Source organism: Arthrobacter agilis (assembly GCF_002953615.1).
Lineage (GTDB): Bacteria > Actinomycetota > Actinomycetes > Actinomycetales > Micrococcaceae > Arthrobacter_D > Arthrobacter_D agilis_B.
Map to the genome: position 1 here is coordinate 1,226,419 of NZ_CP024915.1, position 6,462 is coordinate 1,232,880.

Below are 6,462 nucleotides of genomic sequence, written 5' to 3' on the forward strand. Positions count from 1 at the left end.
GGCACGGTCTGCCGGCCCTCCTCCTCCCCCCGGGCCGCGCGGACAGCGCGCGCATCCGAACTGTCCGGCACTTCCTCGCGGCCATCCGCCGGGAGGAGAGCGCCCGCCGCGCTGCCATCCGCCGGCCGGGCCGCGGGAGCCCACGTGCCGGTCTCCCCTGCGTCGCCGGCGGTCGGCCATCGGTGCTTTCCCATCCCGCAACGCTAGGAGCGTGACTCGTCCTCGATCGGGTCCCGGAGCGCTATGTGGATATCGCACCCGCGGCGATCCGCCGCAGGGGTCTCGTGGCCACCGGTCAGCCGGGACTGACGGTCACCGCCACGACGCCGAGCCCGGCATGTGCGGCGAGGACGGAGGGGCACGGGGCGGTCGACACCTGCCCGGTCCCTGCCACCGCCTCGAGGCGCCCGGCGAGGGCCGCAGCCTCGTCCACGTTGCCGAAGTGGTGCACGGTCAGCAGGACGTCGCCGGCGCGCGCGGTGATGTCGGCCTCCACCAGTTCCTGGAGCCGCGCCATGCCGCGCGCCGCCGACCGCATGCGTTCGAGGGGGACGAGTCGCCCACCCTGGACATGAAGGATCACCCGGACGGACAGCAGGGCGCCCAGCCAGCCTGCCGCCGCCGGGATCCTGCCTCCGCGGCGGAGCTGCTCAACGCTGGGGACGTAGAAGTAGAGGGCGGACGCCCGCGCGGCCATGGCCGCCGCGGCGGCGGCCGCCTGCAGGTCCGCACCTCTCCGCGCCGCCGCCCGGGCTGCGAGGGCCGCCCGGCCCTGCGCCATGCCCGCGGTGCGTGCGTCGATGACCTCGACGGGGATCGTCGCGCGGGATGCCGCCTGGCGGGCCGCCTCGACCGTGCCCGACAGCAGGCCCGACAGGTGCACGGACACGATGCCGTCGTACCCCTCCTCGGCGAGGCGGCCGTACACGGCGTCGAACTGCCCGGGGGACGGCCGGGACGTGCGCACGGTCGTCCCTGCGGCGAGGGCGACCATGAGGGGTGCGGTGACGTCGTCGTGCTCACCGGTCAGGATGTCGGCGCCGACCAGCACCGGCATGGCGACCACCGGGATGCCGTCGGCGAGGCCACCGGGCGCGCTCCATTCCGGAGCGAACCCGGCGGCCGAGTCGGTGACGACGGCTATGCGCACGCAGCACGCCCTGCCCGCGTCGGGGCCGTCCACCGACGAGTCATCACGCCGGGACGATGTTGACCAGTTTGGGCGCCCGCACGATGACCGTGCGGATGTCGCGACCGTCCAGCACGCGCTGGATCTGCTCGCTGGCCAGCGCCAGCTCGCGCAGCTCGTCCTCGGCGATGTCCGGGGACACCGTCAGGCGGTCCCGCACCTTGCCCTGCACCTGGACGACCGCGACGACGCTCTCCTGGGTCAGCAGGCCCGGATCGACCGTGGGCCAGCCCGCCGTGGCGACGGTCGCCTCGTGTCCGAGGCGGCTCCACAGGTCCTCGGCCGTGTAGGGCGCGAAGAGGCTGAGCAGGATAGCGACGGCCTCGGTGGCCTCGCGCACGGCGGGGTCGGCGCCACCGGCACCGGAGTCGATCGCCTTCCGCGTCGCGTTGACGAGCTCCATGAGCTTCGCGATGACGACGTTGAACTTGTTGGCCTCCATGAGCTCCGCGGACTCCGCCACCGTGCGGTGCGTCACAGAGCGCAGTGACCGGTCGCCGGTCGACGGGTCGGCCCCGACCGCGCTGGTGACGTCGCCACCGAGGCGCCAGGCCCGCGCCAGGAACTTCGCCGAGCCCGACGGCGAGACGTCCGCCCAGTCGACGTCGTCCTCGGGAGGTGACGCGAACACCATGGTGAGGCGCACGGCGTCCACGCCGAACCGGTCCAGCTGCTCGCCGAGGTCCACGCCGTTGCCGAGGGACTTGCTCATGGCCTTGCCGCCGTTGAGCACCTGGCCCTGGTTCAGCAGCGCACTGAAGGGCTCGGTGAAGCCGACCATGCCGAGATCGAACAGCACCTTGGTGAAGAACCTGCTGTACAGCAGGTGCAGGATGGCGTGCTCGACGCCGCCGACGTACTGGCCGACGGGCAGCCAGCGGTTCACGGCCTCGGTGTCGAACGGCGCAGTGTCCAGCTGCGGGTCGACGAAGCGCAGGTAGTACCACGACGAGTCGACGAAGGTGTCCATGGTGTCGGTGTCACGCCTCGCCGCGCCACCGCAGTCGGGGCAGGGCACGTTGACCCACTCCTCGACGGCGGCCAGCGGCGAGGTGCCCTTGGGCGCCAGCGCCTCGCCGCGCAGCCCCTCGGGCAGGGTCACCGGCAGCTGGTCGTCCGGAACCGGTACTTCACCGCAGGACGGGCAGTGGATGATCGGGATCGGCGTCCCCCAGAAGCGCTGCCGGGAGAGCAGCCAGTCCCGCAGGCGGTAATTGATGGTGTGCTCACCGGTGCCCTGCTCCTCGACGAGCTCGACGGCCCGGCGGATGGCGGTCGTCTTGTCCAGCCCGGTCAGCTCGCCGGAATTGACGAGCGTTCCCTCGCCCGTCGTGGCGATCCCGGTCTCGGCGGCATCCTCGGCCCCGGTGTCGACGACGGTGCGGACGGGCAGGTCGAACGCCCGGGCGAAGTCGAGGTCGCGCTGGTCGTGCGCGGGGACGGCCATGATGGCCCCGGTGCCGTAGTCGGCCAGCACGTAGTCGGCAGCCCAGACGGGCAGCTTCTCGCCGTTCAGCGGGTTGACGGCGTAGCGGCCGGTGAAGACCCCCGTCTTCTCGCGCTCCGTGGCCTGCCGTTCGATCTCCGACAGTCCCTTGACCTGTTCGCGGTACTGCTCCAGGGCCGCGCGCCGGTCCGGCGTGACCAGGTCCAGGGCCAGGTCCGCGTCGGCGGCGACGACGAAGAACGTCGCCCCGTAGAGGGTGTCGGGCCGGGTGGTGAAGACGGTGACGTCCCGCTCCGGCAGGTCGCCGTCGGCCTCGATCCGGAAATGCACGTGCGCACCTTCGGAGCGGCCGATCCAGTTGCGTTGCATGGCGAGCACCCGCTCGGGCCAGTGGCCCTTGAGCTGCTCCATGTCGTCCAGCAGGCGGTCGGCGTAGTCGGTGATCTTGAAGTACCACTGGTTCAGGTTCTTCTTGGTGACCATCGTCCCGCAGCGGTCGCAGGCGCCGTTGATGACCTGTTCGTTCGCCAGCACGGTCTGGTCCTTCGGGCACCAGTTGACCGGTGAGTTCCGGCGGTACGCCAGGCCCTTCTGGAAGAACCGGACGAAGAGCCACTGCGTCCAGCGGTAGTACTCGGGGTCCGAGGTGTGCAGCCGCCGGCTCCAGTCCGCGCTGATCGCGTACCGCTTGAACGAGTGCGCCTGCGTCTCGATGTTCGCGTAGGTCCATTCGGCCGGGTGCGCGTTGCGCTTGATCGCGGCGTTCTCGGCGGGCAGGCCGAACGAGTCCCAGCCGATGGGGTGCAGGACGTCGAAGCCCTTCTGACGGTAGAAGCGCGCCGCGACGTCGCCCATGGCGAATGCCTCCGCGTGGCCCATGTGGAGGTCGCCGGAGGGGTACGGGAACATGTCGAGCACGTAGCGCCGCTCGCGCGTGCCGTCGTCGGCGGGCGCGAACGCCTGCAGCCGATCCCAGACCGCCGGCCACTTCGCCTCGATGGCGGAGAAGTCGTAGGTGTTCTCGTCCGGCTGAGCGCCCTCGGGGTTGATGCTCACTGTGTGTTGACCTGTCCTGTCGATGGAACGTCGTCCTGCTCTGGTACTGCTCGTCCGCGGGGACCCGCCCCTGCCTGGGGTGTCCGGCGCCGGACACACAAAAGCCCCTCACATCCAGGAGGGGCCGCCGCACGGTGGACGCCGTGCGGCTAGGTAAGGAGGAGGGCTCGGGGCATGGGTTCACTTTAGCAGTGTGAGCCGTGCCGACGGATGTGCGGCGGAGAACGGGGCACGCCCGGTCCGTCTGCTGCGGACCGGGCGTGCCCCGTTCGGTGGGGAGTCCGTGCTAGCGCACGTCCTCGTCGACCCAGTCGAAGGTCTTCGTGACGGCCTTCTTCCACAGTCGCAGCTGGCGCTCCCGCTCGGCCTCGTCCATGGACGGGTTCCAGCGCTTGTCCTCGGCCCAGTTGGTGGCGAGCTCGTCGGTGTCCTTCCAGAAGCCGACGGCGAGGCCCGCGGCGTAGGCGGCGCCGAGCGCGGTGGTCTCCGTGACCTTCGGTCGGATGACGGGGATGCCGAGGATGTCGGCCTGGAACTGCATCAGGGCGTCGTTCGCGACCATGCCGCCGTCGACCCGGAGGTCCTCCATGTTCACGCCGGAATCGGCGTTCGCCGCGTCCAGCACCTCGCGCGTCTGGAAGGCCGTGGCCTCCAGGGCCGCACGGGCGATGTGGCCCTTGTTCACGAACCGGGTCATGCCGACGATGGCACCGCGTGCATCGGCGCGCCAGTACGGCGCGAAGAGTCCCGAGAACGCGGGCACGATGTACACGCCGCCGTTGTCGTCGACCGTGGTGGCGAGCTGCTCCACCTCGGGGGCGCTCTTGATGATGCCGAGGTTGTCGCGGAGCCACTGCACGAGTGAACCGGTGACGGCGATCGAACCCTCGAGCGCGTAGACGGGCTTGGCGTCCCCGAGCCGGTAGCAGACCGTCGTGAGCAGGCCGTTCTTGGAGTGGACGATCTCCTCGCCGGTGTTCACGATCATGAAGTTGCCGGTGCCGTAGGTGTTCTTCGCACCTCCCTTGTCGAAGGCGGCCTGGCCGAAGGTCGCCGCCTGCTGGTCGCCGAGGATGCCGGCCACCGGCGTCTCGCGCAGCAGCTGCGAGGTGTGCACCGTGCCGTAGACCTCGGAGGAGGAGCGGATCTCGGGCATCATCGACAGGGGCACACCGAAGTCGGCGAGGATCGACTCGTCCCAGGACAGGGTCTCGAGATCCATGAACAGCGTGCGCGAGGCGTTGGTGACGTCGGTGATGTGCACGCCCCCGTCGGTGCCGCCCGTGAGGTTCCAGGTCACCCAGGAGTCGGTGTTGCCGAACAGGAGATCGCCGGCCTCGGCCTTCTCGCGGGCCCCGTCGACGTTGTCGAGGATCCACTTGATCTTCGTGCCGGAGAAGTAGGTGGCCAGCGGCAGGCCCACCTTGGCCTTGTAGCGTTCGACGCCGCCGTCCTGCGCCAGCTCGTCCACGATGTTCTGCGTCCGCGTGTCCTGCCAGACGATCGCGTTGTAGACGGCCTTGCCGGTGGTCCTGTCCCAGACGACGGCGGTCTCGCGCTGGTTGGTGATGCCCACGGCTGCGATGTCGTGGCGCGTGAGGTTGGCCCTGGAGAGGGCGGTGCCGATGACCTCGCGGGTGTTGCCCCAGATCTCGGCGGGATCGTGCTCGACCCAGCCGGCCTTCGGGAAGATCTGCTCGTGTTCCTTCTGGCCGGACGAGACGATATCGCCCTTGTGGTCGAACACGATGGCCCTGCTGGACGTGGTGCCCTGGTCGATGGCGATGACGTACTGCTGCGACATGTCTTACTCCTTCATTGGATGGACGTCTTCGGGGGGCGGCTGCGCACAGCCGCCTCGGGTGGTGCTGGAGCCTAGGCGGCAGGTACGGGGAACGAGATGACCTGGACCAGGATGCCGGCGAGGACGCCACCGACGATCGGGCCGACGATCGGCACCCAGGCGTAACCCCAGTCGCTGCTGCCCTTGCCCTTGATCGGCAGGATGGCGTGGGCGATGCGGGGTCCCAGGTCGCGGTTCGGGTTGATGGCGTAGCCGGTCGGCCCGCCGAGCGAGGCGCCGATGCCGACGACGAGCAGGGCGACCGCGAGGGGGCCGAGGCCCGTCGAGGTGGGGCCGAGGGACAGGATGACGAACACGAGCACGAAGGTTCCGATGATCTCGGTGACGAGGTTCCAGCCGTAGGAGCGGATGGCGGGACCGGTCGAGAAGACACCCAGCTTGTTGGCGGGGTCCGGCTCCTCGTCGAAGTGCTGCTTGTAGGCGAGCCAGCACAGGACGGCACCGAGGATCGAACCGATCATCTGGGCCGCCAGGTAGGCCATCGCGGTGATGAAGTTCTTGTCGACCCCCGGAGCGAATTCGGCGGTGTCGCCGTTGACCCACAGACCGACCGTGACCGCGAAGTTGAGGTGGGCTCCCGACAGGGCCGCGACGTAGACGCCGGCGAAGACGGCGAGGCCCCATCCGAAGTTGACCATGAGGAAGCCGCCGTTATTGCCCTTGGTCCGGGCGAGCGCGACATTCGCGACCACACCCGTACCGAGCAACAGCAGCAGCATCGTGCCGAACATTTCGGCGACAAACACTTCCAGAGACATCTTTGACTCCTCTATCTATTCATTTATTGACGCGTGCCGCCGCCTCGACGGCACGCGTTGACCCCCCCGGCAGCTGCTGCCGTTGGCACTGCACCGCTGTTCCGAACAGCGGTTCGACCCGTTGCGGCGCCGTGACGGAGGCCGCCCG

General features: G+C 69.7%; 5 protein-coding genes. All 5 read right to left on the reverse strand.

Annotation, left to right across the window (positions count from 1 at the left end):
• On the reverse strand, positions 1-194 hold a 194-nt coding region (locus CVO76_RS05875; protein ID WP_208741190.1), incomplete at its 3' end, for a hypothetical protein.
• 101 nt (positions 195-295) lie between these two features.
• Entirely contained in the window at positions 296-1,150 is an 855-nt protein-coding gene (locus CVO76_RS05880; protein ID WP_208741192.1) for a DegV family protein, read from the reverse strand.
• Positions 1,151-1,193: 43 nt separating this feature from the next.
• Positions 1,194-3,716 carry a leucine--tRNA ligase gene (gene leuS, locus CVO76_RS05885; RefSeq protein ID WP_208741714.1) on the reverse strand — a complete coding sequence of 841 codons (2,523 nt, stop codon included), beginning with the start codon at positions 3,714-3,716 and terminating at the stop codon, positions 1,194-1,196.
• Between the two features lie 262 nt (positions 3,717-3,978).
• Positions 3,979-5,496, reverse strand: coding sequence for a glycerol kinase GlpK (gene glpK, locus CVO76_RS05890; RefSeq protein ID WP_208741194.1), 1,518 nt, complete (start codon positions 5,494-5,496; stop codon positions 3,979-3,981).
• A 71-nt stretch (positions 5,497-5,567) separates the two neighbouring features.
• The gene (locus CVO76_RS05895; RefSeq protein WP_208741196.1) at positions 5,568-6,314 is read right to left on the reverse strand and encodes an MIP/aquaporin family protein; all 747 of its coding nucleotides are present in this window, start codon (positions 6,312-6,314) and stop codon (positions 5,568-5,570) included.
• Positions 6,315-6,462: the final 148 nt, after the last annotated feature.